Origin of the sequence: Caulobacter sp. Root487D2Y, from assembly GCF_001427165.1 — a bacterium.
Taxonomy (GTDB): domain Bacteria; phylum Pseudomonadota; class Alphaproteobacteria; order Caulobacterales; family Caulobacteraceae; genus Caulobacter.
On the sequence record NZ_LMFD01000010.1, the window covers coordinates 842,505 to 868,114 of the forward strand.

The 25,610-nt window shown below is 70.4% G+C and carries 13 protein-coding genes; 6 read left to right on the plus strand and 7 right to left on the minus strand.

The annotated features are described in order from the left end of the window. Window positions 1-8: 8 nt before the first annotated feature. From ASD38_RS13725 to ASD38_RS13750, 6 genes are all read right to left on the minus strand, one after another. Window positions 9-1,427: an efflux transporter outer membrane subunit gene (locus tag ASD38_RS13725; protein ID WP_056460657.1), complete on the minus strand. Its 1,419-nt coding sequence runs from the start codon at window positions 1,425-1,427 to the stop codon at window positions 9-11. Beyond that, the gene (locus ASD38_RS13730; protein ID WP_056460660.1) at window positions 1,427-4,624 is read right to left on the minus strand and encodes an efflux RND transporter permease subunit; all 3,198 of its coding nucleotides are present in this window, start codon (window positions 4,622-4,624) and stop codon (window positions 1,427-1,429) included. The genes ASD38_RS13725 and ASD38_RS13730 overlap by 1 nt, the downstream gene beginning before the upstream one ends. After that, entirely contained in the window at window positions 4,621-7,758 is a 3,138-nt protein-coding gene (locus tag ASD38_RS13735) for a multidrug efflux RND transporter permease subunit (protein ID WP_056460662.1), read from the minus strand. The genes ASD38_RS13730 and ASD38_RS13735 overlap by 4 nt, the downstream gene beginning before the upstream one ends. A gap of 9 nt (window positions 7,759-7,767) precedes the next feature. Then, window positions 7,768-9,069, minus strand: coding sequence for an efflux RND transporter periplasmic adaptor subunit (locus ASD38_RS13740; RefSeq protein WP_056460665.1), 1,302 nt, complete (start codon window positions 9,067-9,069; stop codon window positions 7,768-7,770). A 212-nt stretch (window positions 9,070-9,281) separates the two neighbouring features. Continuing rightward, the gene (locus tag ASD38_RS13745) at window positions 9,282-9,638 is read right to left on the minus strand and encodes a PilZ domain-containing protein (protein WP_056444418.1); all 357 of its coding nucleotides are present in this window, start codon (window positions 9,636-9,638) and stop codon (window positions 9,282-9,284) included. A 70-nt stretch (window positions 9,639-9,708) separates the two neighbouring features. Next, a complete protein-coding gene (locus ASD38_RS13750) occupies window positions 9,709-10,755 on the minus strand; it encodes an alpha/beta hydrolase (protein ID WP_082554838.1) in 1,047 nt (348 codons plus the stop codon). A 31-nt stretch (window positions 10,756-10,786) separates the two neighbouring features. Here ASD38_RS13750 and ASD38_RS13755 point away from each other — a divergent pair, with 31 nt between their 5' ends. Further along, window positions 10,787-11,176, plus strand: coding sequence for a helix-turn-helix transcriptional regulator (locus ASD38_RS13755; protein WP_056444423.1), 390 nt, complete (start codon window positions 10,787-10,789; stop codon window positions 11,174-11,176). Window positions 11,177-11,236: 60 nt separating this feature from the next. On the opposite strand, the gene ASD38_RS13760 is transcribed toward ASD38_RS13755, so the two are convergent. Continuing rightward, window positions 11,237-17,593 (minus strand): autotransporter domain-containing protein, encoded by a 6,357-nt coding sequence (locus ASD38_RS13760; protein ID WP_056460668.1) that lies wholly within the window; start codon window positions 17,591-17,593, stop codon window positions 11,237-11,239. A gap of 482 nt (window positions 17,594-18,075) precedes the next feature. Here ASD38_RS13760 and ASD38_RS13765 point away from each other — a divergent pair, with 482 nt between their 5' ends. Genes ASD38_RS13765 through atzF form a run of 5 tightly spaced genes read left to right on the plus strand, consistent with a single transcriptional unit; the run spans window position 18,076 to window position 25,464 of the window. Then, entirely contained in the window at window positions 18,076-18,546 is a 471-nt protein-coding gene (locus ASD38_RS13765) for a CopG family ribbon-helix-helix protein (RefSeq protein ID WP_156390704.1), read from the plus strand. After that, window positions 18,546-19,370, plus strand: a complete 825-nt coding sequence (locus ASD38_RS13770) for an urea amidolyase associated protein UAAP1 (RefSeq protein WP_056460671.1) — start codon at window positions 18,546-18,548, stop codon at window positions 19,368-19,370. Before ASD38_RS13765 ends, ASD38_RS13770 begins: the two co-directional genes overlap by 1 nt. Window positions 19,371-19,377: 7 nt before the next feature. Beyond that, on the plus strand, window positions 19,378-20,007 hold the full coding sequence (locus ASD38_RS13775) for an urea amidolyase associated protein UAAP2 (RefSeq protein WP_056460674.1): 630 nt from the start codon (window positions 19,378-19,380) through the stop codon (window positions 20,005-20,007). Window positions 20,008-20,017: 10 nt separating this feature from the next. Beyond that, on the plus strand, window positions 20,018-23,662 hold the full coding sequence (uca, locus tag ASD38_RS13780; RefSeq protein ID WP_056460677.1) for an urea carboxylase: 3,645 nt from the start codon (window positions 20,018-20,020) through the stop codon (window positions 23,660-23,662). Further along, window positions 23,659-25,464 carry an allophanate hydrolase gene (atzF, locus tag ASD38_RS13785; protein ID WP_056460680.1) on the plus strand — a complete coding sequence of 602 codons (1,806 nt, stop codon included), beginning with the start codon at window positions 23,659-23,661 and terminating at the stop codon, window positions 25,462-25,464. Before uca ends, atzF begins: the two co-directional genes overlap by 4 nt. Window positions 25,465-25,610: the final 146 nt, after the last annotated feature.

Below are 25,610 nucleotides of genomic sequence, written 5' to 3' on the forward strand. Positions count from 1 at the left end.
CGCGGCCCCTAGGCCGCCGGCGTCCAGCCGCCGCCGAGGGCCTGGATCAGGGCCACGGCCGTGGCCTGGCGCGCCACGGCGGCGCCCAGCAGGGCCCGTCGCGCCGACAGGGCCGAGGCCTGGGCCGAGACCACGTCCGTGTAGGCCACCTGCCCGGCCTTGTACTGGTTGAGGATCATCTGCTCGGTCTGGTCGGCGGCGTCCGAGCTGGTCTTCAGCAGGGCGTGCCGGCGCTCCAGCACCTGGGCGGCGGTCAATTGGTTTTCCACATCCTCGAAGGCGGCCAAGGCGGTCTGACGATAGTCGGCGACGGAGGCGTCATGCGAAGCCCTCGCCTGCTCCACCCGCGCCTTGCGCGCCCCGGCGTCGAACAGGGTCTGGGCGGCGCTCAAGCCCAACGACCAGGTGTTGGCCGAGGCCGAGAACAGATTGCCCAGGCTGGAGGCGCTGGTGTTGCCCGCGGCGGTCAGGCCAATGGTCGGGAAGAAGGCCGCCCGCGCCACGCCGATGTCGGCGTTGGCGGCGGCGACCCGGCGCTCGGCGGCGGCGATGTCGGGGCGGCGCTCCAGCAGGGCCGATGGCACGCCGGCCGGGATCTCGGGCACGCGGGCGCTCCAGGCCGGATCGGCGGCCAGGCGGAAGCCGCTGGCCGGCTCGCCCACCAGGGTGGCGATGGCGTTCTCGTAGGCGGCGCGGGTCTGGCGCAGGCTTTCGAACTCGGCCTGGGCGCCCGCCAATTGGGTGGTGGCCTGCAGCACATCGGACCTGGGCGCGATGGCGGCGGCGTAGCGGTTCTGGGTGATCCGCAGGCTGCGCTGGTAGCCCTCGACCGTCTTGCCGACCAGGGCCAGTTCGACGTCGGTCTGGCGCAGGCCCAGATAGTTCACGGCCAGCTCGCCCTGCATCGACAGCCGGGCCCCGGCCAGGTCGGCCGCGCTGGCCTGCTCGCCGGCCTTGGCGCCGGTGACGCCGTTTCGGATGCGGCCCCAAAGGTCCGGCTCCCAGCTGGCGCCGATGCTGGCCTGATAGCGCGCGGCGTTGCCCGAACCGCTGGACGCGTTGAGCGAGGCCGAACCGCCCAGCTTGGTCGCCGAGCCCGACAGGTCGACAATCGGGAACAGGGCCGCGCGTTGCTCGCGCGTCAGGGCCCGGGCCTGGCGGTAGTTGGCTTCGGCGGCGGCGATGGTCTGGTTGGAGACGTTGACCCGGGCGACCAGGGCGTCCAGTTGCGGATCGCCCAGCAGGGTCCACCAGTCGCCGCGGTCGATCAGGTCGCCGGGCGCGGCGATCTTCCAGCCGTCCAGGGCCTTGTAGCTGGCCGGAAGGGCCGCGGCCGAGACCTGGGGCTTCTCGTAGGCAGGACCGACCGTGCAGGCCGACAGCAGGATCAGCGAAGCGCCGGCGAGAATGAAGGACTTGAAGGGCATCAGACGGGCTCCGGCGCGGAGGGCATGTGGGCCAGGTAGCGCTCGTCGCGCGCCTTGCCCCGCAGACGGTCGAGATAGACGTAGACGACCGGGGTGGTGATCAGGGTCAGCAACTGGCTGGCGATCAGGCCGCCGATGATGGTGATCCCCAGCGGGCGGCGCAGCTCGGCCCCCTCGCCGAACCCGATGGCCAGGGGCAAGGCGCCCAGGGCGGCGGCCATGGTGGTCATCAGGATCGGGCGGAAGCGCAGCAGGCTGGCCTCGCGCACCGCCTCGATCGCGCTCAGCCCGCGCGAGCGCTGGGCCTCCAGGGCGAAGTCGATGATCAGAATGGCGTTCTTCTTGACGATGCCCAGCAGCAGGAACACCCCGATCAGGGCGATCACCGAGAACTCCATCCTGAAGATCAGCAGGGCCAGCATCGCTCCCACCCCGGCGGCGGGCAGGGTCGACAGCACGGTCAGCGGGTGGACGTAGCTTTCGTAGAGGATGCCCAGCACGATGTAGATCGCCACGATGGCGGCGGCGACCAGGAACGGCTGCTGCTTGTTCTGCTCGTTGGCGCTGCGGGCGCTGCCCTGGAAGCTGCCGCGGACATTGGTCGGCAGGGCGATGTCGGCCTCGGCCTGCTTGATGGCGGCCTGGGCGTCGCTGAGCGAAACCCCGTCGGCCAGATTGAAGGACACGGTGGTGGCCAGCTCGCCGTTCTGGTGGTTGATCGAGGTCGGGGTGGCGGCCTGGGCGACGCTGGAGATCGCCGAGAGCGGCGTCATCGGCGTCACCGCCGTGTTTAGGGCCGAGCCGGTGGAAGGGTCGCGCAGGCTCGGATTGACCGCCGCGCCGCTCGTTGACGTCGCCCCCGTCGCGCCGCTGGCGCGGGTCGGCACATAGAGGTCGTTCAGCGCCTCGGGGCCCTTCGAGAACCGGCGGTCCCATTCCAGGATCACGGCGTACTGGTTGATGTCCTCGTAGATGGTCGCGACCTGGCGCTGGCCGAAGGCGTTGTAGAGCGCGTTGTCGACGGCGCGCGGGGTGACGCCCATCCGCGAGGCGCTGTCGCGGTCGATCGTCACGAAGGTCTCGACGCCGTTCTCGGACTGGTCGCTGTCGACGTCGGTCATCACGTCGGACCGGGCCTTCATCGCCTCGGCCAGCTTGGGGGCCCAGGCCTTCAGCGCGTCGCTGGAGTCGCTGGTCAGGGTGTACTGGTAGGTCGAATTGCTCTGCCGCCCGCCCATCCGCACGTCCTGGACGGGATTGAGGAACACGCTGATGCCGGTGACCTTCTGCAGCTGCGGCCGCAGGCGGTTGATCACGACCGAGCCCTTTTCCTTGCGCTCGCCGATCGGCTTGAGATTGACGAACAGGAAGCCGCCGCCGGCCCGGGCGCCGCCGGTGAATCCGACCACGGTGTCGACCCCCGGATCCTTGCGGATGATGTCGACCACCTGCTTCAGCTTGGCCTGCATGACGTGGAACGACACGCTCTGGTCGGCGCGCAGCCCGGCCTGGATCTGGCCGCTGTCCTGCTGCGGGAAGAAGCCTTTGGGCATGGCGACATAGAGCCAGGCGGTCAGGCCGATCACCACCACCAGGATCAGCAGCACCAGCGGCTTGGCGGCCAGGGCCCAGTCCAGGCTGTATTCGTAGGTCTGGTGCACGCGGTCGAAGCCGGCCTCGAAGAAGCGCGCGATCCGCCCCTCCTTCTTGCCCGGCTTCGGCGGACGCAGCAGGTAGGCGCACATCATCGGGGTGGTGGTCAGCGAGATGACCAGCGAGATCAGCACCGCCGCCGACAGGGTGACGGCGAACTCGCGGAACAGCCGCCCCACCTGGCCGCCCATGAACAGCAGCGGGATGAACACCGCGACCAGCGAGATGCTGATCGACAGCACCGTGAACCCCACCTCGCGCGCGCCCAGCAGGGCGGCCTTGAAGCGGTCCATGCCCTTTTCGATATGGCGCTGGGTATTCTCCAGCACGACGATGGCGTCGTCGACCACGAAGCCGGTCGCCACGGTGATGGCCATCAGGCTCAGATTGTTCAGCGAGAAGCCCAGCAGATACATCACCCCGAACGTGCCCAGCAGCGAGACGATGGTCGCCGCCGCCGGGATGAAGGTGGCCCGGGCGCTGCGCAGGAAGGCGCTGACCACCAGCACCACCAGCACCACCGAGATCAGCAGGGTGATCTCGATCTCCTTCAGCGAGGCGCGGATCGAGTTGGTGCTGTCGCTGGCCACCGCCACGTTGATGTCGCCCGGCAGCTGGGCGCGCAGCTCCGGCAGGGTGGCGCGAACGCTGTCGACGGTCTGGATGATGTTGGCCCCCGGCTGGCGGGTGACCAGGATGATGATCGCCGGCTTGCCGTTGAACAGGCCCAGGGTCCGGGTGTCGGCGACGCTGTCGGTGACGTCGGCCACGTCCATCAGCCGCACCGGCGCGTCGCCGCGCCAGGCCACGACCAGGCCGGCATAGTCGGCCGCCTTGCGCCCGCCGGGGCTGGTGTAGACCTGGAACCGCCGCCCGCCCCCCTCGACCTGCCCCTTGGGCCGGTTGGCGTTGGCCGACTGCACCGCGGCGCGCACGTCCTCCAGGGCGATGCCGTACCTGTTGAGCAGGAACGGATTGACCGAGACCCGCACGGCCGGCAGCGAGCCGCCGCCGATCTCGACGTCGCCCACGCCCGTCACCTGCGACAGGCGCTGAGCCACGATGTTGGACACCGCGTCGTAGATCTGGCCCGGGGTCTTGGTGTCGCTGGTCAGGGCCAGGATGATCACCGGGGCGTCGGACGGGTTCTGCTTGCGGTAGCTGGGGTTGCTGCGCAGCGTGGCCGGCAGGTCCGACCGCGCGGCGTTGATGGCGGCCTGCACCTCGCGCGCCGCGCCGTCGATGTTGCGGTTCAGGTCGAATTGCAGGGTCACCCGGGCCGAGCCGGTGTTGCTCTGCGAGGTCATCTCGGTGACGCCGGGGATCACGCCCAGCCGCCGCTCCAGCGGGGTGGCGACGCTGGAGGCCATGGTCTCGGGGCTGGCGCCCGACAGGTTGGCCGAGACCGAGATGGTCGGATAGTCCACCTGCGGCAGCGGCGAGACCGGCAGCACGAGGAAGGCGGCGATCCCGGCCAGGGCCAGGCCCAGAGTCAGCAGGACCGTGGCGACCGGCCGCTTTATGAAGGGCGCCGACAGGTTCACGACGGCGCTCCCGGGATCGGGTCTGGATCGGCGCGATCCGGCGCGACGTGGTCGTCGTGTTCGCGATGGACGCCCTTGTCGGCCGGGGCGAACCGGTCGAAGGCCAGGTAGATCACCGGGGTGGTGAACATGGTCAGCAGCTGGCTGACCAGCAGGCCGCCGAAGATGGCGATGCCCAGCGGCCGGCGCAGCTCGCCGCCCTCGCCGAAGCTCAGCATCAGCGGCACGGCCGCGAACAGCGCCGCCAGGGTGGTCATCAGGATCGGGCGGAAGCGTAGGACGGCGGCCTGGAAGATGGCGTCGCGCGGGCTCTTGCCCTCGTTGCGCTGCGCGTCGATCGCGAAGTCGATCATCATGATCGCGTTCTTCTTGACGATGCCGATCAGCAGGATGATGCCGATGACGCCGATCACGCCCAGGTCGTTGCCGGTGATCCACAGGGCCAGCAGCGCGCCGACACCCGCCGACGGCAGGGTCGACAGGATGGTCAGCGGGTGGATGTAGCTCTCGTAGAGCACGCCCAGCACGATGTAGACGCAGACCACCGCCGCCAGGATCAGCCACAGCTGGTTGCTGAGCGAGTTCTCATACGCTCCCGCCGCGCCCAGGAAGGTGTGGGTGACGGCCACCGGCATGTCGATGTCCTTCATGGCCGCGCGGATGTCGTCGACCGCCTTGCCCAGCGAGACGCCGGGCGCGGTGTCGAAGCCGATCGTGGTGGCCGGGAACTGCGAGACGTGGGTCACCTGCAGCGGAGCGGTCTGTTCCTTGATCGTCGAGATCGCCGACAGCGGCGTGGGCGAGCCGCCGCCGGTCTTCAGGTTCAGCAGGCCCAGGGATTCCGGCGCGGTCAGCAGGCCCGGCTTGGCCTCCAGGATCACCCGGTACTGGTTGGTCTCGGTGAAGATGGTCGAGACGATCCGCTGGCCGAAGGCGCTGTAGAGGGCGTCGTCGATGTCGGAAGCCGTGATCGAAAGCCGCGCGGCGGTGTCGCGGTCGATGTCGACATAGGCCGCCGCCCCAGTGGCGCCGGCGTCGCTATAGACGTTGCGCACCGACTTCACGCTGGCCAGGCGCTCGGCCAGCTTGCCGGCCCATTCCTTGACCGTGGCGGTGTCGGCCCCCTCCAGCGACAGGCGATAGAGCGTCGGGCCGGTCTCGGCGTCGATGGTCAGGTCCTGGGTGGGCTGGAGGTACAGGTGCACGCCCGGCACGGCGGCGACGCGGTCGCGCAGCCGCTGCATGATCTTCTCCTGCGAGCCCTTCCGGTCGGCCCTCAGGTTGACCAGCATCTGCCCCGTGTGGAGCATCGCGTTGTTGGCGCCGTCGACGCCGATGAACGAGCTGAGGCTCTCCACCGCCGGGTCGTCCAGGATCGCCCGGGCGGCCTCCTGCTGCAGCCCGGCCATGCGGTCGTACGACACCGACTGCTCGACCTCGGTGCGGGCCTGCAGCTGGCCGGTGTCCTGGGTCGGGAACAGGCCCTTGGGAATGATCAGATAGAGCAAGGCGGTCAGGGCGAAGGTGGCCACCGCGACGATCAGGGTCGCCTTCTGATGCTCCAGCACCCAGGCCAGGCCCTTCTCGTAGCGGCGCTCGACCCGCTCGAACGCCGCCTGGGACTTGCGGGCGACGCGGCCCTGGTGCTCCTCGCCGGCCGGCTTCAGCCAGCGGGCCGACAGCATCGGCGTCAGGGTCAGTGACACCACCGCCGAGATCAGGATGGTGATCGCCAGGGTGATGGCGAACTCGCGGAACAGCCGCCCCACCACGTCGCCCATGAACAGCAGCGGGATCAGCACGGCGATCAGCGACACCGTCAGCGAAATGATCGTGAAGCCGATCTCGCGCGCGCCCCGCAGGGCCGCGGTCATCGGTTTGACGCCCCTCTCCAGGTGCCGGCTGATGTTCTCGATCATGACGATGGCGTCGTCGACCACGAAGCCGGTCGCGATGGTCAGGGCCATCAGGCTCAGATTGTTGAGGCTGAAGCCCATCAGGTGCATCACCCCGCACGCGCCGATCAGCGAGATCGGCACGGCCAGGCCGGCGATCAGGGTGGCGCGCAGGCTGTGCAGGAAGAAGAAGATCACCACCACGACCATCACCACCGCCAGCAGCAGCTCCATCTCCACGTGGTGGACCGAGGAGCGGATGCCGGTGGTGCGGTCGGCCAGCACCTTGACCTCGAGCGTGGCGGGCAGGCCCGCCTCCAGCTCCGGCAGCCTGGCCTTGATGGCGTCGACGGTCTTGATGACGTTCGCGCCCGGCTGACGCTGGACGTTGACGATGATCGCCGGGGTCTCGTTGGCCCACGCTCCAAGACGCGTGTTCTCGGCGCTCTGGACGACCCGGGCGATGTCACGCAGGCGGATCGGGGCCTCGTTCTTGTAGGCGACGATCAGGTTCGAATAGTCGTCGACGGTCAGCAGCTGGTCGTTGGCGTTGATCGTGTAGGCGCGGGTCGGGCCGTCGAAGCTGCCCTTGGCGCTGTTGGCGTTTGCGTTGCTGATCGCGGTCTGAACATTGGCCAGGGTGATGCCGTAGCTGGCCAGGGCCTGGGTGTCGGCCTGGATGCGGATGGCCGGACGCTGGCCGCCGCTGAGGGTGACCAGGCCCACGCCCGACACCTGGCTGATCTTCTGGGCCAGGCGGGTGTTGACCAGGTTCTGCACCTCGGTCAGCGGCAGGGTGTCGGAGGTCACCGCCAGGGTCAGGACCGGAGCGTCGGCCGGATTGACCTTGGCGTAGACCGGCGGGGCCGGAAGATCGGCCGGCAGCAGGCTGTTGGCGCCGTTGATGGCGGCCTGCACCTCCTGCTCGGAGACGTCCAGGCTTTCACCCAGGTTGAACTGCAGGGTGATGATCGACGCCCCGGCCGTACTGACCGAGCTCATCCGCGCCAGACCCGCCATCTCGCCCAGCTGGCGCTCCAGCGGCGCGGTCACCGTCTGGCTCATCACCTCGGGGCTGGCGCCGGGATAGAGGGTCTGGATCTGGATCGTGGGATAGTCGACCTGCGGCAGGGCCGACAGCGGCAGCAGCCGGAAACCGACCAGGCCGGCCAGGACGATGGCCGCCATGAACAGCGCCGTGGCGACCGGCCGCTGGATGAAGGGCTTGGAGGGATTCATGGCGCGGGCCTATTCGGCTTGTTGCCGGCGGCGACGCTCGCCGCCCTGCCCCTGCCCGCCTTGCCCCTCGCCCGCCTTGCCGGCGCGCTGACCCTTGCCCTTGCCCTGACCCATGCGGCCGGCGGCCTGGCCCGGCAGCTGGACCTTGCCGCCTTCGCGCAGGCGGTCGCCGCCTTCGGTGATGACCTTTTCGCCGACCTTCAGTCCACTGACGATCGACACCTGCGACGTGGTTGAGGGACCGGCCGTGACCTTGCGCTTGTGCACCGTCTGGCCCTGACCCAGCACCCAGACGAAGGCGCCGTCGCTGCTCTGGCGCAGGGCCGTGGCCGGCACGACCACCGCGTCCTTGATGGTGTCCAGCTCCAGGCGGACATTGACGAACTGGCTGGGGAACAGGGTTCCGCCGGCGTTGGCGAACCGGGCCTTGGCCTTGACGGTGCCCGTGCCGACATCGACCACATTGTCCAGGGTCGAGAAGGTTCCCTTGTCGAGGGTGGTGGTCCGCGTCCGGTCCAGGGCGATGACCGGCAGGGCGGCGCCGCTGTTGGCCCGGGCGCCGATGCGCGGCACGTCGTCCTGGGGCACGGTGAACTCGACATCGATCGGCGAGATCGTGGTGATCACCGCCACCCCGGCCGCGTCGCCCGCCCCGACATAGTTGCCGGCGTCCACCACCCGCAGGCCGACGCGGCCGCTGACCGGGGCGATGATCCGGGCATAGCCGACGTTCAGCCGCGCCGTGCCGACGGCGGCCCGGTCGGCCATCACCGAGCCCTGCAGCTGCTTGACGGTCGCGGCCTGGGTGTCGACCTCCTGGCGGGCGATGGAATCCTGGGCCAGCAGGGTCTGGTAGCGCGACAGGGTGACCTGGGCGCTGGCCAACTGGGCTTCGTCGCGGGTCAGAGCGCCCTGCGCCTGCAGCAGATCCATCTGGAACTGACGCGGATCGATCTGCACCAGCGGCTGGCCGGCGCGGACCATCTGACCCTCCCTGAACATCACCTGGGTGATCACGCCCGAAACCTGCGGCCTGACGGTGACGGTCGCGGCCGGAGTCACCGTACCCAGGGCCTCGATGACCACCGGCAGGTCGGTCTGGGCGGCGGTGGCCACGGCCACGGTGCTGGCTGGACCGCCGCGCCGTCCGCCGCCAAATCCGCCGCCTGGACCGCCGCCCTCGCCTTTCGGCGCGTGCATCAGGCTCCAGGCTAACCACACCACGCCGGCCAGAACCGCCAAGGCGATCGCGCCGCCGATGATCTGCGCCTTGCGGCTGACGGGTCGGGTCGGTCGGTGGGGTTCGGTCATCGAGATCTCAGGCGCGCGGGGCAAGGAGAGGACGAACGCCGCCGTGTCCGCAGCATCAAACGCCACGGTGGCGAAACGGATGCTCGTACAGCGGCGCTAAGTCGCTCGCCGCCTTAGTTGCCCGGCCACGTTGCCTGCGCATTTCAAGGTCGAAATCTGCCGCGCCGCATCTTCGCCGCCAGTCGGGGGACCGCCGTCGCGACTTTCGGCGGTCAGGCCGTGGTCAGCCGCCAGGCGAAGCGCGTGGCGATGCTCACCGCGCCGTCCTTGCCGCCCGCCGGCCCGTCCAGCGTATCGCTTTCGAGGAACTGCAGGCCGGCTTCCTTCTCGGAACGCCAGACCACCCGGGTCCGGTGGACCCGCTTGGCGATGGAATCCACCAGGAAAGCGCCTTCCGCCGGCAGATCCATGTCGCCGAGCGCGATGCGGGCCCCGCCTTCGGCGATGTCGATCAGCGAGCACTTCCAGGCCTTTCGGCCATCGACCAGATAGGCTTTGCGCTTGGTCGGCGTACGGGGGTGGGCCCGCAGGTCCACGCCACCTGATCTGTTTTCGGCATCCGATCGCATGCGGCGACCCTAGACAAGCAGGGTTAACGGATGGCGCCGCTTATTGTCACGGCGGTGAGCTGTCGGCGGCCTATAGCGACGACGCCGTCGCCGCGTCCAATCGCCGCCGAATAAAGCCCGCCGCCAGCTCGATCGATTGCCGGGCCTTGGGCGTGTTCATCCGCTCCCAGAAATGGGTCTCGTCGGCCCAATGGCGCAGGGTCAGGTCGCCGCCCACGTCGCGGATCTTGTCGGCCAGGCGCATGGAGTCGTCGTACAGGATGTCGGTCCGGCTGGCGTGGACCAGCAGCGGCGGAAAGCCGTGGAAGCCGCCGAACAGCGGCGAGGCGATCGGCTCGATCGCCGAGCGGCCCTGCAGATAGAAGTGCGCGAACATCGCCAGCGACTCCATCGTGTGCGGCGAGGTCTTGGCGATCGAGGCGGCCATGACCGACCAGCTCTGCAGCGACAGGTCCAGCCAGGGCGACAGCAGCACGATGCCGGCCGGCATCGGCTCGCCCTGGTCGCGCACCACCTGGAAGGCGGCCATCATGATCGCCGCGCCGGCCGACTCGGCCAGGGCCACGACCGGTTCGTCGGGTCGGTGACGCCGCTGCCAGCGCCAGGCCGCGACGACGTCGTCGACAGCCGCGGGACAGGGATGCTCGGGCGCGAGGCGATAGGACGGCGCATAGACGCTGGCCTCCGCCGCCGCGGCGAACCGGCCCACCAGTTGGCCGATTCGCGGACTGCGCTCGGCGACGAACGAACCGCCATGGACGTAAAAGACCGTGCCCCGCGGCGATTTGTCCCGAGGCGCGAACCAGTCGGCGCGGGTGGGCGGCGCGGGCGCGACGAAGTCGGGCGCCTCGCTCCAGGTCGCGTCAACCTCCAGCGACGGCAGCACGCCGTCGTAGCGGTCGTGCCAGGCCCGGGCGCGCCGCAGGAAGCCGGCGAACGCCGCTTCGCCCTGGGCGTGACAGGCCAGGCCCTTGCGCAGCTGGCCCATGATCACCCGCTGGGCGATGGCGTAGCTGGCCTTCTGGCGGAAATCGGAAAACGGCCTGCGCGGCGTTTCCGGCGCGGCCTTCAATTCGACCAGCCCTTGACGCGAGCCAGCCGTCGTAATCGATACCATTGTACGCGAACGCTCCCCGGGTCACGCTTTTATGACGAACAAGAAACAGCAAGACGCTCTGTTCGACAACCTCAAGTCGCTGACCCGGGTCTATCCCAGCCTTGAAGCCCGCCTGACCAAGGCGGCCGAGGCCGGCCATCCCTATGTCCTGCGCGCCCTCGAAATCTTCGGTCGCGCCAAGGGCCGCTCGCAGGAGCAGGCGCTGGCGAACTATCGCGAGGAGCATGGCCTGACCGAGGCCGAGGCCAAGCTGGCCTATTTCCTGGTCGAGGGCGGCACCCTGGCCAACTACGCCCTGACCAGCAACCTGTCGCGCAATACGGTGCGGTCGTACCTCAAATCGATCTTCAGCAAGACGGGGGCGACCCGTCAGGCCGAACTGATCCTGATCCTCGGCGAAGACCGGTCGAGGACGCGCTAACGCCCTCGACCGTCCCTCCTCCGGAAGCGCCCCCCCAGAAGCGCCTCCCGAAAGCGCCGCCTAGAACCGCCAGACGCCGCCGGCGCGGATGGCCTGGGCTTGATGCCGCTCCCCGTAGGTTCCTTCGTAGGTGACCCCGAACCGGGCGCGATCGCCCGACACCAGGTCGGCGCCGAGCTGGACGGCCAGGGCGTTGGCGTCGTACTTGGCGCCGCTGACCACGAAGCGGGTCGTCCCGCCGGCGAAGGCGTTGGCGGTTTCACCCGCCAGGTCGCCGGTCGCCATGCGCCAGGCGACGGCGCCGCGCGGCCGCAGGACCACGGTGGAGCCGAGGCCGAGCTCGCCCTTCACCTTGACCCCGAGGTCGACGACGCCGAGCTCACGCGTGACGCCGTCCACCTTCAGGGCCGCGAAGCCGCCGGTTTCGCTGAAGTCGTCGCTCTTCACCTGAAGATAGCTGGCCGCCAAGAAGGGCTCGACCGAGGCCGCGCCCAGCGCCAGCGGGGCCGACACCTGGCCGAACACCTGGCCGACCGTGGCGTCGTACTTGCCCTTCAGCCGATCCTGGGCGCCCGGGAACAGCACCACCCGCTCGGCGTCGACCGACGACCAGGCGTAGGCCCCGCCCAGATTGGCGCGCAGGGGTCCGAAGGTGGTGGCGGCGTAGGCCGCGACCTGGCCGCCGGAGGCCTCGGCGCGGCTGCTGCGCGCCGACACCCTGGCCTGGCCTTCGCCATAGGCGGCGGCCACGCCCAGGCGGGTCTCGCCCAGCACCTTGTCGCCGCCGACCACCAGGCCCGCGCCGTTGACCTTCAGGCCCGCCGCGCCCGCGCCGGGGTCGATCTCGCTCCAGCCCGCCAGGACGTCGCCCCAGCCGCCGGCGATCTCGGCGGACGCCGAGCTGCGGGCCTGGACCGCCTCGCGCAGACGTCCCGCCTCGCCCGCCAGGACGGACGTGACGTCGGCGTAGATCTGACCGTCCAGGGCGTCATAGGCCTGGGCCGAACCCGCCGCGTTCTGGGTGACCAGGGCGTCGTAGACCGGCGCTCCCAGACCCAGGGCTTCGGCCGCGCCGGCCACGCGGGCCTGGTTCGGGCTGGTGGCGAAGCTGGCGAAGCGGATGTCGTTGCGCAGCAGGTTCAGCCGCACCGCGTTGGTCGTGTAGGTCAGGCTGGGCGTCAGGAAGGCCATGTCGCTGGTGACGTTGGAGAACCGACCCGTGATTCCGCCCGCCGAGGTCAGGATGCCGTACTGGCTGAGGCGCGCGTATTGCGAGGCCGGACCGCCGGCCAGCACGGCGACGCTGGCGCCGGCCTGGATGGTGGTGGCGCCGCCGACGACGATCAGGTCGTGCTCGCCGGTCGGCAAAACCTCGACCTGATAGGTCGAGCCGCTGGCGAAGGTGAAGTCGCCGGCCACGTTCAGGGTGCCGGGCGAGTTGCCGGGAGTGACCTGGCCGCCGGTCTGCACGACCACGTCGCCGCCGATCGTCCCGGAGCCGCCCAGGGCGCCCGCCGAGCCGACCGTGACGTCGGACGTCACCGAGCCGTTGATCTTCAGCTTGCCGGCGCTGACCGTGGTGTCGCCGGTATAGGTGTTGGCGCCGGTCAGTTCGATGACGCCGCCGCCGGTGATCGTGAACGAGCCCGAGCCGGTGATCGCGCCGGCGAAGGTGGTGCTGCCCGACTGGTTGACGGTCAGGGCCCCGCCGTCGATGTCGACCTCGCCCGTCGCGCCGCCGCTGAGGTTGGTGATGGTCTGGGTCAGGCCGCTGAGGTCGAGCACGCCGTTGTCGACCTGGACCTCGGCGGTCTGCGGCAGGTGCAGGATTCGCACCGACCCGCCCTGGACCGTGGTCGTGCCGGTGAAGCCGTACTGGCCCGACAGGGTCAGGCGAGCCGCCCCCTGCTTGACTAGGTCGCCCGCGCCGGTGATGTCGCCGCCGTAGTCGTACTCGTTCGAGCGGTTGAAGATCGCCGTGCCGGCGATTGCCAGGTCGCCGGTCAGGTCGCCGATCGTCCCGCCGTCGCCAACCTGCAGGGTCGCGCCCGAGGCCACCGTGACGTCGCTGCTCAGCGAACCGGTCAGCAACAGCTTGCCGCCCGAGACCGTGGTCGGGCCCGCATAGATGGCCGCGCCGCTCAGGGTCAGGGTCGCGGCGCCCGACTTGGTCAGGCCGCCGGCGCCGGTCAGGTCGCCCGAATAGCTGGAGCCGTTGATCTGGACGATCGTCAGGGTCCCGGCCCCGATGTCGAGGTCGGCGTCGCCCGACAGCCCGCCGGTGGTCTTGGCGCCCGAAGCCAGGGCGAAGGCGTCGCCCTTCAGGTTGAGCCGCGAGTCGGCGGACAGGTTGGCGATCGTCACCAGGCCGCCGTCGTTGGTCAGCAGGCCCGTGCGCGAATAGGCGCCCGACAGGGTCAGGTTCCCGCCGCCCGCCCAGATCACGTCGCCGCCGGCGCCCGACAGGGCGTTGGTCAGCGTGTAGTCGCCGGCATGGCCGATGAAGAATTGCCCGCCGTCGACCTTGATGGCGCCGGCGAAGCCGCCGACCGAGCCCGGCCCGGAGACCTTCACCGTGCCCAACCCGGCGTCGTCGGTGACGTAGGCCGCGCCAATGACCACGTCGCCGCCGGTCTGCTCAAGGGCGCCGCCGATGTCGGTCGCCACGTACAGCTCGCCGCCGTTCACCCGCGTCACGCCCGTATAGGTCCAGGCGCCGGAGGCCAGGATCGCGCCCGAGTTCAGCACGACGTCGCCCGTCCCGCTGATCGATTGCACGCCACTGTCGGCATAGAGGTTGGTGTCGAAGCTCTGGGAGATCAGCGTCCCGTCATTGTGGATCGAAAGACCCGTGCCCGGCGTCGTCGTCTGGAGCCAGGCGTTGGCGTCCTGGCGGTCGTCGATGCGCAGGGTCGCGCCCGAGGCGATCGCGATGTTGTCGGTCTGCAACAGGCCGGTCAGGGTCCAGTCGCCCGCCTCGACCGTGGCGGTTTCGAAGCCGAGAACGCCGCCGAACGTCTGGTCGGCGCTCTGCTGGCTGGAGGTTCCCTTCAGCACCAGGCTGTCCACGCCGGCCCCGCCGTCGACGGCGCCGGTGAAGCTGGCGCCGGTCAGGATGGTCAGGGTGTCGGCCCCATCACCGAACTTCACGGCCAAGGCTCCGGTCCCGCCGCCGATATGGCCGGCCGTGGTCAGGCTCGCGCCGTAACCCGTCGCCGGCGAGCCTCCCAGCCCGCTGGGCACGGGGATGGCGCGGAATTCGACGGCCGGGCCGCTGGTCGAGGTGATCGAGGCGTCCGCCCCGACCGTGACCTCGGCCCGGTTGAGGGCCGAAACCCGGACCCCGCTCTGACCGCCCACGGTTTCGCCGGTGACGGTGAGGTCGACGTCGTGGCTGGCGAACAGGTCGATGGCGACGCCGCCCGTGTCGCCGGCGACCGCCCGATCCGAGGTCACGACGACGTCGCCGCGATCGGCCAGAGCCTGGATCGCCCGCGCGCTGGCGCCGGCGATCTGGGCGTCCTGGCTGGTGATCGTCACCTGGTCGGCGCGGCCGTAGACGGCGACCGTGCTGGCGCTGCTGGCGCGCGCCTTGCCGCTGTTGATCTCGACCTGGCCGCCCGTGGACACGCCGAACACGGCCGAGGCGTATTGGCCCACCACGGCGGAATCGACGCTGTTGACGGTCACGTGACCGCCATTCGTCGAGCTGGCGCCCACGCCGTCGGCCGTGAAGCCGCCCCTCAGCCCGGTGTTGGCGGTGCTGGTGACGCCGGCGTCGACGACGATATCGCCGGTCGTGCTCTGAACGAAGACGCCCACGTCGCCCGCGGCGCCGGCCGAAACCTCGCCCGTGGTGACGTGCACCGCGCCCTCGCGGCCGTAGACCACGACGCCGGTGCCGTCGGCCGTGACCTTGTCGGCCGAGATGTTCACCGCGCCCTGGCCGTAGACGTACAGACCCGCGCCGCTGCCGACCGTGATCTCGCCGCTGTCGATGTCGATCGGGCCGGCGTGATCCACCCAGATCCCGTTCGAACCCGCGCCGGTGGCGCTGACCTTGTCGCTGACGATGCTCAGGGCGCCCGCGCCGCCGGCGGGGACATGGGGCGTGCCGTAGACGATGACCCCGTCGGAATCGACCATGATCCCGTGGGCGTTGGCGCCGGTGGTGGTCACTTCGCCACTGTCGATGGCGATGTCGCCGTTGGACCACGCGTAGACGCCGCCGGCGCCGTCGCCCGTCGTGAGGACCGAGCCGCTGGTGACCGAGGCGCTCGCCCCGCGGGCATAGAGCCCGGTCGAGCCCTGGCCCGCCGTCACCACCGAATCGCTGTCCACCGACACCGCGCCGGTCTGGCTGATCGCGTAGGCGCCGAAGGCCGAACGGCCCGAGGTCTTGGCCTCGCCGCTGGTCACGCTGACATCGCCGCTGGTCGACACCCCGCCGACGGCGTCGGCCGTGAAGCCATGGGCCAGGTCCCCGCTGGTCTGGGTCGAACCCGCCGTGATCGTGATGTCGCCGCTGATGCTCTGGGCGAACACGCCCACGTCGCCCTCAACGCCGGTCGAGACCGCGCCCGTGGCCACCTTCACCGCGCCCTCGCGGCCATAGACCACGACGCCGGTGCCGGTCGCCGTGACCTTGTCGGCCGAGACGTCCACCGCGTCCTGGCCGTAGACGTACAGGCCCACGCCGTTGCCGACCGTGATCTCGCCGCTGTCGATCGTGATCGGACCGGCGTGATCCACCCAGATCCCGGTCGAGCCCGCGCCGGTGGCGCTGACCTTGTCGCTGACGATGCTCAGCGCGCCCGCGCCGCCGGCGGGAACGTGCGGCGTCGCGTAGACGATGGCCCCGTCGGAATCGACCATGATCCCGTGGGCGTTGGCGCCGGTGGTGGTCACCTCGCCACTGTCGATGGCGATGTCGCCGTTGGTCCAGGCATAGATGCCGCGGGCGTTGTTTCCGGTCGTGCTGGCCGAACCGCTGGTGATGCTGATGTTCGCGGTCTTGTTGAACGTCAGGGCCATGATGGCGTCAGCCGCGTTGGCGCCGCTGGGCGCGCCCGTGGTCGAGGCCGTGTCGCTCTTGATCGTCACCCCGCCGCCGCCGTTGGCGTAGATCGCCCGGCCGCCGGCCCCGGCCGCCGTGGCGGTCCCGCTGTCGATGCTGATCGCGCCGTTGGCCGCCGAGGCGTAGATCGCCCAGGACTGGGCGCCCTGGGCGCTGGCCGTGTCGCTGGTGATGTCGATGCCGCCCAGGAAGCTCTGGGCGCTGATGGCGTTGGCGAACACCTGGACGCCGCCCACGGTGATCACGTCGCCGGTCGCCGCCGCCTCGCCGCTGACGATCTTGATCGCCCCGTCGCCCTTGGCCAGGATCGCCGAGCCGCCGGCCCCCGTGGCCGTGGCGTGCTGCGAGGCGACGTCCATCAGGCCGGCCGCCTCGACACGGATGGCGTCGGTATAGTGGGTCGCGGTGTCATAGGTGACCGCGCCGTGGGTGGTCGTGGTGTCGGCCACGACCTTGGCCGTGTCGCGCGCCCGGACATAGATTCCGTACGCGCCGTCGCTGGCCGTGGTGACCGTTCCGCTCTCGACGGTCGCGTCGCCGGCCAGGGCCGTGGCGGTCACCCCCAGATAGCCCACGCCGCTGGTCGACAGCTCGTCGACCTTGACGCTGACGTCGCCGCCGTAGCTGCGCGCGCCGATCGCCTGGCCGAAGACCGTCTCGCCGAAATAGCCGGTGGCCGGCCCCCCGGTCGCGACGATCTTGCCGACGGTCACCGACACGTCGCCGAACGCATAGGCGCCGATGACCCCGTTGGGTCGCGTGACCGTGGCCTCGCCGACCACGACGGTCGCCTTGCCGCCGCTGGTCGGCGCGCCGGCGGGACCGCTCAGCGAACGGGCCGACACGACGCCGCCGCCCAGGCCGGAGGAGGCGACCTTGTCGATCTCGACCAAGACGTCGCCGGTCTGCGAGCCCGCCGCGACGGCCGAAGTATAGGTTCCGGCCGTCGACAGCTCGCCGGCCTTGACCTTGATCGCGCCGCTGACCGACTGGGCGATGATCGCGTCGTTGGTGTCGCCGCCGGTGAAGCCGGTTCCGGCTGTGGCCGCCTTGGTCACGGCGATGTCGATCGCGCCGCTGGTGGTGTTGACCACCAGACCCGGGGCGTTGTCGCCGCTGGTGGCGATGTCGACCGCCACGATCCCGATATCGCCGGCCCCGCCGGCGACGCCCACCGCGATCGCGCCGGTGTTGGAGACCGAGGCGGGCAGGTTCAGAATCAGATCGTCGATCGTCGTGTAGCTGACGCCGGTGGTGACGGGGGCCGAACAGGTGACCACCCCGCTGGCGGGCGCGCCGCATTCTTCGGCGGCCAGGGCGGCGGCCGGCTGGACCAGCAACGAGCATCCCAGAGCCGTTCCCGTCAGCCACAAGGCTCGCGGATTGCGTCGAGCCTTACCGCGTTTGATTTCGATTCCCGACATGTTTCACCCCACTCAGCCACTGGACATTCGCCGTTCCCCGAACGACAGCGTCGGAGCTAGCGGGGCCTGGACCAAGGCGACAACCCCCGTTTGAGGGGGGTGATCGGAGCAAAAGATTCTCATCCACAACGGAGGCGGCGCATGAAACGCGCACGAAAGGACGCCTACTCGCGCGATCATGTGGCGGCTCGGCGCCGACGGCGGACATTGGGCGCGGACCGGAAAACGGGACCTGTCACCGCCGAGCGCACGAGGCGCGGCCTGGGCCCAGATCGCGTCCGGCGCGCGCTTCGGCTGCGTAACGATCGGTCGCCGATCGCCCAAAACCGAGGCGCCCGGCATCGACCTGCTGCGCGGGCAGTATTACATATTGCATCCTTCGTAATATTCACCGTCGGATGCATCCCATGGACACGCCCTCCTCGACACTCGCCCGCCTGAGCATCAGCCTGCCGGCCGAGCTGATGGCGCAGCTGGACGCCATGGTCGCCGAGCGCGGCCTGCCCAGCCGCTCGCAGATGATCGCCGAACTGATCCGCCACGAACTGGCCGAGCACAGCGCCGAGCGTCCCGACGCCGTCCTGGCCGGCACCATCACCCTGATCTATCGGGCCGAAAGCGGCCGGGTGCGCCATGCCCTGGCCCAGACGCAGCTCAGCTTCGTCAAGGAGGTGATCTCGGCCCAGAACGTCTTCCTGGAGGACGATCAGGCCATGGAGGTCCTGCTGGTCCAGGGTCCGTTCGAGCGCCTTCAACAGCTCTGCGACGACCTGCGCAAGGTGCGCGGCGTGCAGCAGATCAAGCTGGTGACCACCACCGCCCTGCTGCCGCCGCTGCATTTCCACGGCGAAGAAGGAGAAGTCGTCTGATGAGCGGCACCGCCGATCCCTACGCCGCCCAGGCCCACGCGCGCGCCCAGGCCGGGACCCGGGCCGAGGCCATGCCCACCGTGCCGGCCACCGACGCCGTCGACCTGCCGCTGGGCGTCGCCGCCGCCGACGTGGTCTGGGACGAGACGATCGCGCCGGGCGGCTATGCCGGCCGCCAGATCGCGCGCGGGACCCGCCTGCGCCTGACCGACCTGGCCGGCGACGCCAGCTCGTCGCTGCTGCTGTTCAACGCCGAGCGCCCGGTCGAGCGCCTGAACATCGCCGACACCCTGAAGGTGCAGTGGAACGGTTATCTGGGCCAAGGGCGCCTGCTGCTGTCGGACATGGGCCGGGTGCTGGCCAGCCTGGTGGAGGACACGGCCGGGACCCACGACGCCTTCTGCGGCGCCTCCAACCAGGCCAGCAACGCCCGCAAGTACGGCGACGGCTTCAACCACGGCGCCCACCCCAACGCCCGCGACCGCTTCTCGCTGGGCGTGGCCAAGTTCGGCCTGGGCCGCAAGGACATCCATCCGTGCCTGAACCTGTTCAAGGATGTGCGGATCGCCCAGGGCGGCGAGACGGTGATCGATGTCGGCCCCTACCCGCCGGGTCGGCTCGTCACCCTGCGCGCCGAGATGGACCTCTTCGTGGTGCTGGCCAACTGCCCGCACGTGCTGGACCCGCGCCCCGCATACGCGGTCACGCCGCTGCGGGCCACCGCCTGGCGTGGACCGGTCACGCCGGAAGCCGACCCGATCCGCAACGCGACGCCGGAGGGCCTGCGCGCCTTCCTCAACGTCGAAGACTACCACCGTCGCTGAGGGCCGCATGACCCACACCCCGCCCCCGTTGTCCGGAACCGTGGTCCACGACGAGATCGTGCCCGCGCGCGCGCCCTGGCTGCACGAGGTCAAGGCCGGCCAGACCCTGCGGATCGTCGATCTGGAGGGCAACCAGGCCGTCGACTTCCTGGCCTACAGCGCCGCCGACGACGCCGAGCGCTACAGCGCCCAGGACACCATCGCCGCTCAGGGCAACGTCTTCCTGCGCGAGGGCTCGGTGCTGCTGTCCAACGAGGGCGCGCCGATGATGACGGTCACCGCCACGGCCGTGGCCTATCACGACACCATCGGCGGGGCCTGCTCCTGCGAGAGCAACACCCTGCGCTACGGCCACCACACCAAGGCCCAGCACGCCTGCGTCGAGAACTTCCTGACCGCCAACGCCCGCCACGGGCGAGGCAAGCGCGACATGGTCAGCAACGTCAACTGGTTCATGAACGTGCCGGTCGAGGCCGACGGGGCCCTGGGCATCGTCGACGGCATCTCGGCCCCCGGCCTCTATGTCGACCTGCGGGCCGAAATGGACGTGGTGGTGGTGGTCTCCAACTGCCCGCAGATCAACAACCCCTGCAACGGCTTCAATCCGACGCCCGTGCGCATGATCGTTTCGGAATAGGCCCGCGCCCATGCTCGACAAGGTTCCTTTCGACAAGGTCCTGATCGCCAACCGCGGCGCCATCGCCTGCCGGATCATCCGCACCCTGAAGGCCATGGGCGTGAAGTCCGTGGCGGTGTTCAGCGACGCCGACGCCGGCTCGCTGCACGTCAGCCTGGCCGACGAGGCGGTGAGGATCGGACCGGCTCCGGCCGCCGAAAGCTATCTGCGCGCCGACCTGATCCTGGCGGCGGCCAAGGCGACGGGCGCCCAGGCCGTTCATCCGGGATACGGCTTCCTCAGCGAAAACGCAGACTTCGCGGAATCTTGTGAAGCGGCGGGGATCGCCTTCGTCGGTCCGACCGCCGACAACATCCGCGCCTTCGGCCTCAAGCACACGGCCCGCGACCTGGCCCAGGCCCACGGCGTGCCCCTGGCGCCCGGCACCGATCTGCTGGTCGATCCGGCGGCGGCCCTGGAAGCGGCCGAACGCATCGGTTTCCCGGTCATCCTGAAGGCCACGGCCGGCGGCGGCGGCATCGGCATGCGGGTCTGCGAGACGGCCGAGGCGGTCAGCGAGGCCTTCGCGGCGGTGCGGCGCCTGGCCACCGGCAATTTCAGCGACGGCGGGGTGTTCCTCGAGCGCTATGTCCGCAAGGCCCGCCACGTCGAGGTCCAGGTGTTCGGCGACGGGGCCGGCAAGGTGGTGGCCCTGGGCGAGCGCGACTGCTCGCTGCAGCGGCGCAATCAAAAGGTCGTCGAAGAAACCCCCGCCCCCGGCCTGCCCGCCGCCACCCGCGCGGCCCTGCTGGACGCCGCCGTCCGCCTGGCCAGCGCCGCCAACTACCGCTCGGCCGGCACGGTGGAGTTCCTCTACGACGCCGAGCGCGACGACTTCTTCTTCCTGGAGGTCAACACCCGGCTGCAGGTCGAGCACGGCGTCACCGAACAGGTGACCGGCGTCGACCTGGTCGAATGGATGGTGCGGGGCGCGGCCGGCGACTTCGCCTTCCTCGACCTACCGCCGCCCGAGCCGAAGGGCGCGTCGATCCAGGCGCGGCTCTATGCCGAGGACCCGGCCCAGGACTACCGCCCCAGCTCCGGCGTTCTGACCCAGGTGTCGTTTCCCCAGGGCGTCCGCGCCGACGGCTGGGTGGTGGACGGGACCGAGGTCAGCGCCTTCTACGACCCGCTGCTGGCCAAGCTGATCGTCACGGCGGCCGATCGCCCGGCGGCCGTGGCGGCCTTGCAGGCGGCCCTGGACGAGACCCGGCTGGCGGGGCTGGAGACCAATCTGGACTGGCTGCGCACCGTCGTCCGCTCGGAGGCCTTCGTCAGCGGCGAGGTCTCGACGCGCGCCCTGGAGGGCGTGACCTGGACGCCCGACACCGTCCAGGTGCTCAGCGGCGGTCCGGCCACCACCGTCCAGGACTGGCCCGGGCGCCAGGGCTACTGGGACGTCGGCGTGCCGCCGTCCGGCCCGATGGACGCCTTGGCCTTCCGACTGGGCAACCGCCTGCTGGGCAATGGCGAGGACGCTGCGGGGCTGGAGATCACCGCCCTGGGTCCGACCCTGAAGTTCAACCGTTCCGCCGTGGTCTGCCTGACCGGCGCGGCGTTCGACGCCAAGCTCGACGGGGTGGCGGTCGAGGCCTACGCCCCGGTCACCGTCGCCGCCGGCCAGACCCTGAAGATCGGCCGCGTGATCGGCGCGGGCCTGCGCGGTTGTCTGCTGTTCCAGGGCGGGCTGGACGTGCCGGTCTATCTGGGCAGCCGCTCGACGTTCACCCTGGGCGGCTTCGGCGGCCATGCCGGGCGCAATCTCACAGCTGGCGACGTGCTGCGCTTGGGCGACGCCGCCTCCGCGACGACCGCCGCGCCGCTCGCCGGGGACCTGCGCCCCGCCACGACCAAGGCCTGGACCGTCCGCGTCCTGCCCGGCCCGCACGGCGCGCCGGACTTCTTCACCCCGGCCGACGTGGCGATGATCGGCGGCACGGACTGGAAGGTCCACTACAACTCCAACCGCACCGGCGTTCGCCTGGTCGGCCCCAAGCCCGAGTGGGCCCGTCGCGACGGGGGCGAGGCCGGGCTGCATCCGTCCAACATCCACGACAACGCCTACGCCATCGGGGCCGTCGACTTCACCGGCGACATGCCGATCATCCTGGGTCCGGACGGCCCGTCGCTGGGCGGCTTCGTCTGTCCGTTCGTGATCGTCCAGGCCGACCTGTGGAAGGCCGGGCAGCTGGCGCCGGGGGATACGGTGCGGTTCGACGTGGTGGACGACGCGGCGGCGGCGGAGGCGTTGGCGGAGCAGGAAATCCTGCTCGAAACGCTCCGCGAGCCTCCCCCCGTGGGGGAGGTGTCGGCGAAGCCGACGGAGGGGGGAGAACCTGTTCTTCAGGAACTCCCCGAACAGGGTCATCGCCCCCACGTCACCTATCGCCGCCAAGGCGACCAGCACCTGCTCGTCGAGTACGGCCCCATCGTCCTCGACCTCGAACTCCGCCTGCGCATCCACGCCCTGCTGCTGGATCTGCGGACCCTGGCCTTGCCCGGCGTCATCGACCTGACGCCCGGCATCCGTTCGCTGCAGGTGCACTATGACAGCCGCCGCCTGACCCAGGCCGAGTTGCTGGCCGCCCTGACGGCGGCCGAGGAACGCCTGGGCGGTCTCGACGATTTCGAGATCCCGTCGCGCGTGGTCCACCTGCCGCTGAGCTGGAAAGACCCGGCGATCTATCAAACGATCGACAAGTACATGCAGGCCGTGCGCGACGACGCGCCGTGGTGTCCGGACAACATCGAGTTCATCCGCCGGGTCAACGGCTTGGCGAGCATTGATGATGTTCAGAAGATCGTCTTCGACGCCCGCTACCTGGTGATGGGCCTGGGCGACGTCTATCTGGGGGCGCCGGTCGCGACCCCGGTCGATCCGCGCCACCGGCTGGTGACCACCAAGTACAATCCCGCCCGCACCTGGACCCCGCCCAACGTCGTGGGCATCGGCGGGGCCTATATGTGCATCTACGGCATGGAGGGCCCCGGTGGTTACCAGCTGTTCGGGCGGACCATCCAGGTGTGGAACACCTGGCGCCAGACCGACGCCTTCGTGGACGGCAAGCCGTGGCTGCTGCGGTTCTTCGACCAGATCCGCTTCTTCCCGGTCAGCGCCGAGGAACTGGTCGAATGGCGGCGCGACTTCCCGTTGGGCCGCCGCCAGATCCGCATCGAGGAAGAGACCTTCCGCCTGTCGGACTATCGCCGGATGCTGGCCGAGAACGCCGACAGCATCGCGGCCTTCCAGGCCACGCGCCAGGCCGCCTTCGACGCCGAGCGCGCCGAATGGGAGGCCAAGGGCGAGTTCGCGCGCGTCGAGGCCCTGTCCGGCGTGGCCGATGACGGCGGCGAGGCGGCGGCCGTCACCGTTCCCGACGGCAGCGACCTGGTCGAGGCCCCGCTGGGCGGCAATGTCTGGAAGGTGCTGGTCGAGCCCGGCCAAAGGGTCGAGGCCGGGACGGTGATCGCCGTGATCGAGGCCATGAAGGCCGAGTGCGACGTCAACAGCCCGACGGCCGGCGTGGTGACCGCCGTCTACGCCCAGCCGGCCCAGGCCATCGCCGCCGGCGCGCCGATCGTGGCCATCGCGCCCGATCTGGAGGCCGCGGCGTGAGCGGCTTCCAGCGCCTGTCGGTCACCGTCATCGCCGACGCCGTCAACGGCGGCGCCGGCGCCGGCGCCGTCGAGGTCGCCCAGGCGGCGCTCGACGCGGTCGCCGCCTATGACGAGATCCAGCCCCAGGCCTGGATCCTGCGCCTGTCCGCCGAGGCGGTCCTGGCCCAGGCCCGCGCCGTCGACGCGAGGATCGCGGCCGGCGAGATCCTGCCCCTGGCCGGCGTGCCGTTCGCGGTGAAGGACAATATCGACGTCGCCGGCTGGCCCACCAGCGCCGCCTGCCCGGCCTTCGCCTACACGCCCGAGCGCTCGGCGACCGTGGTCGAGCGGCTGGTCGCGGCCGGGGCGGTGCTGATCGGCAAGACCAATCTCGACCAGTTCGCCACCGGCCTGGTCGGGGTTCGCAGCCCCTACGGCGCGCCGCTGTGCGTGTTCGATCAGGCCTATGTCAGCGGCGGCTCCAGCTCCGGCTCGGCCGTGGCGGTGGCGGCGGGACTGGTGGCGTTCGCCCTGGGCACCGACACCGCCGGCTCGGGCCGGGTGCCGGCCGCGTTCAACCATCTGGTCGGGCTCAAGCCGTCCAAGGGCCGCTGGAGCACGCGCGGCCTGGTTCCGGCCTGCCGCTCGCTGGACTGCATCAGCGTGTTCGCCGCCGACCTGGCCGGGGCGGCGCTGGTGGACGAGGTGCTGACGGCCTTCGATCCCGAGGACGACTATTCGCGGCGCGCGCCATCCTCGCCGCCCGCCGCGCCGGAAGGCCCCTTCCGCTTCGGCGTCCCGCGCCCAGACCAGCGCCTGTTCATGGGCGACGAGCAATCGGCCGCCCTCTACGCCGCCGCCCTCGACCGCATGACCGCCGCCGGCGGCACGCCCGTCGAGATCGACATCGCCCCGCTGCTGGACTGCGCCAAGCTGCTGTACAGCGGCCCCTGGGTGGCCGAGCGCACGGCCGCCGTAGAAGATCTGCTGCGCGACGGTCCCGGCGCGATCCACCCGACCGTGCGCGCCATCGTCCAGGGCGGGGTGGCGGTCACCGGCGTCGAGACCTTCAAGGGCCTCTACGCCCTGGAGGCCTATCGCCGGGCGGCCGAGGGGATCTGGGACGACGTGGACGTGATGCTGCTGCCCACGGCCCCGACCATCTATCGCCTGAAGGAAGTGCTGGCCGAACCGATCGCGCTGAACGCCAATCTCGGCCTCTACACCAACTTCGTGAACCTGCTCGACATGAGCGCCCTCGCCGTCCCCGCCGGCTTCCGTGAGAACGGGACCGGCTTCGGCGTCACCCTGATCGGACCGGCCTTCGCCGACCGCGCGCTGCTGGCCCTGGCCGAGCGCTATCTGGAGACCTTCCCCATGGCCGACACGCCCCCGCTGGACCTGACGCCGCGCAGGCCCGGCGTGAAGCTGGCCGTGGTCGGCGCCCACCTGGCCGGGATGCCGCTGCACTGGCAGCTGACCTCGCGCGACGCGCGGCTGGTGTCGGCGACCAGGACCGCTCCCGCCTACAAGCTCTACGCGATGGCGCGGACCACGCCGCCCAAGCCGGCGCTGATCCACGTGGGCGCCAATGAAGACGGGGGCGGCGCGTCGATCCTGGTGGAGGTCTACGAACTGGACTTCGAGGCCTTCGGCAGCTTCACGGCCGAGGTCCCCGCCCCGCTGGCCATCGGCACGGTGACCCTGGAGGACGGAACCTCCGTGAAGGGCTTCGTGGCCGAACCGCGCGCCCTGGACGGGGCGACGGACATCACCGCCCTGGGCGGCTGGCGGGCCTATATCGCGTCGCTGGCGGGCTAGCCGGCGCGGCCGCGACGCGCGTTTCAAGCATTTTTCCCCGGAATCGCTGAAAACTGCTATGCTTGCTGACGCGCTGACGTCAGCGCTCTTGCACCAGCAGACAATCGTTTCGACGCCCCGGCCACGCGACCATCGCCTGGCCGGGT

Excerpts from the sequence above, each read along its gene's own strand:
- ASD38_RS13740 (WP_056460665.1), bottom strand. The coding sequence starts at position 9,069 with ATGACCGAACCCCACCGACCGACCCGACCCGTCAGCCGCAAGGCGCAG.
- ASD38_RS13745 (WP_056444418.1), bottom strand. The coding sequence starts at position 9,638 with ATGCGATCGGATGCCGAAAACAGATCAGGTGGCGTGGACCTGCGGGCC.
- ASD38_RS13755 (WP_056444423.1), top strand. The coding sequence starts at position 10,787 with ATGACGAACAAGAAACAGCAAGACGCTCTGTTCGACAACCTCAAGTCG.
- ASD38_RS13735 (WP_056460662.1), bottom strand. The coding sequence starts at position 7,758 with ATGAATCCCTCCAAGCCCTTCATCCAGCGGCCGGTCGCCACGGCGCTG.
- ASD38_RS13765 (WP_156390704.1), top strand. The coding sequence starts at position 18,076 with ATGCATCCCATGGACACGCCCTCCTCGACACTCGCCCGCCTGAGCATC.
- ASD38_RS13750 (WP_082554838.1), bottom strand. The coding sequence starts at position 10,755 with ATGGTATCGATTACGACGGCTGGCTCGCGTCAAGGGCTGGTCGAATTG.
- ASD38_RS13770 (WP_056460671.1), top strand. The coding sequence starts at position 18,546 with ATGAGCGGCACCGCCGATCCCTACGCCGCCCAGGCCCACGCGCGCGCC.
- ASD38_RS13725 (WP_056460657.1), bottom strand. The coding sequence starts at position 1,427 with ATGCCCTTCAAGTCCTTCATTCTCGCCGGCGCTTCGCTGATCCTGCTG.
- ASD38_RS13775 (WP_056460674.1), top strand. The coding sequence starts at position 19,378 with ATGACCCACACCCCGCCCCCGTTGTCCGGAACCGTGGTCCACGACGAG.
- uca (WP_056460677.1), top strand. The coding sequence starts at position 20,018 with ATGCTCGACAAGGTTCCTTTCGACAAGGTCCTGATCGCCAACCGCGGC.